2 protein-coding genes and 1 pseudogene are annotated in these 1,851 nt (G+C 60.8%); all 3 read right to left on the reverse strand.

Features of this window, described 5'->3' with window-relative positions; translation table 11 throughout:
• The coding region (locus NW809_RS12285) for a GTP-binding protein (RefSeq protein WP_414402270.1) at window positions 1-79 on the reverse strand (79 nt) is incomplete at its 3' end.
• 131 nt (window positions 80-210) lie between these two features.
• The gene (psbC, locus tag NW809_RS12290) at window positions 211-1,560 is read right to left on the reverse strand and encodes a photosystem II reaction center protein CP43 (protein WP_041438536.1); all 1,350 of its coding nucleotides are present in this window, start codon (window positions 1,558-1,560) and stop codon (window positions 211-213) included.
• Between the two features lie 214 nt (window positions 1,561-1,774).
• Window positions 1,775-1,851 (reverse strand): annotated as a pseudogene (locus NW809_RS12295) (photosystem II protein D2); the annotation flags it as partial.

Here is a 1,851-nt window from a genome sequence, read left to right on the forward strand (position 1 = left end):
TGAGCAAAAGGTGACGGATCAAAGTGGTCTTGCCGGATCCCAAAAATCCGGTGATGACCGTAACCGGAACTTTGTGCATCTTGATTTGCGCATTCGGCCTTCCCAGTCTCTACCCGTGCTTCCCTCTCTGTCCATCCCGGCAGGGGGGATCCCCAAAAAAAGGCCCCCTGCCGGGGGCCAAAGGTTGTGATCTCCGAGAGACTTCCGGGCTTATCGGATCGGCTTCATCCGGTAAACCGGCTCGTTCTCGCGGCTGATCCCCTTCTCAAAGCCGGCAGCAGCGGCGCGCGCGCGACCAGCATGCCACAGGTGACCGACGAAGAACAGGAAGCCGAAGATGAAGTTGTGGGCTGCCAGCCAGGTGCGCGGGCTGGTGAAGTTCACCGTGTTGATCTCGGTAGCCACACCCCCCACCGAGTTCAGAGATCCCAGCGGCGCGTGGGTCATGTACTCTACCGCACGGCGGGCCTGCCAGGGTTGGATGTCGTTCTTCAGCTTGTCCAGATCCAAGCCATTGGGGCCCAGCAGCGGCTCTTTCCAAGGGGCCCGCACATCCCAGAAGCGCATCGTCTCACCGCCGAAGATGATCTCGCCCGTGGGAGAGCGCATCAGGTACTTACCCAGACCGGTGGGGCCTTGGGCCTGGCCGATGTTCGCCCCCAGGCGCTGGTCGCGCACGATAAAGGTGAGGGCTTGAGCTTGCGAGGCTTCCGGGCCGGTGGGGCCGTAGAACTCGCTGGGGTAAACGGTGTTGTTGAACCAGATGTAGCAGGTGGCAATAAAGCTCATCAGCGAGACCGCCGCCAAGCTGTAGGAGAGATAGGCCTCTCCCGACCAGATAAGAGCACGGCGGGCCCAGCCAAAAGGCTTGGTGAGGATGTGCCAGATCCCACCGGCAATGCAGATGATGCCGATGTAGATGTGGCCGCCGATCACATCCTCCATGTTGTCCACGCTGATGATCCAGCCGTCGCCGCCAAAGGGAGACTTGAACAGGTAGCCGAAGATGACCGCCGGGTTGAGCGTGGGGTTGGTGATCACCCGCACGTCGCCACCCCCCGGAGCCCAGGTGTCATAGACGCCACCAAACCACATGGCCTTGGCCACCAACAGGAAAGCCCCCAACCCCAACAGGATGAGGTGGATCCCCAAGATGGTGGTCATCTTGTTCTTGTCTTTCCAGTCGTAGCCGAAGAAGGGGAAAGACTGCTCCAGGGTTTCCGGGCCGCGCACGGCGTGATAAATGCCTCCCAGACCCAGCACCGCGCTGGAGACCAGGTGCAGCACACCGATCACAAAGTAGGGGTAGGTATCGATCACCTCGCCGCCTGGGCCAACTCCCCAGCCCAAAGTGGCCACGTGGGGCATCAGGATCAGCCCCTGCTCGTACATGGGCCGATCCGGCGTGAAGTGAGCCACCTCAAACAGCAGCATCGCTCCCGCCCAGAAGACGATCAGGCCGGCGTGGGCTACGTGAGCGCCCAAAAGCCGACCGGAAAGATTGATCAAGCGAGCATTCCCGGCCCACCAGGCGAACCCGCCCTGGGTGCGATCCTGCATCGCTGCGGAACCAAACGTCGTTGAAGTCACTGAGGCCAGCCTCCGAAAACAGTAAAGGTGACAGTACAGCAAAAGATATGAGGTGAAAAGCAAAGGAGCTTAGGAATGGCCGAGCGCCTACCCATCCAATCCAAGACTTGAATAGGCGAACGCTCGGCCTCGGCTCTCACGTAAAGGATCGAGAGAACTCAAGCGTTCGACAGCCAGCGCCAGTTTAGAGCGCGTTGCCGCGGGGCAGGACTTCCTCGGGGAACTCAAAGCGCTCGTGCGGCTGGTCCTGCGGCGCCATCC

This window comes from Synechococcus sp. WC101, assembly GCF_047461555.1.
GTDB lineage: Bacteria > Cyanobacteriota > Cyanobacteriia > Thermostichales > Thermostichaceae > Thermostichus.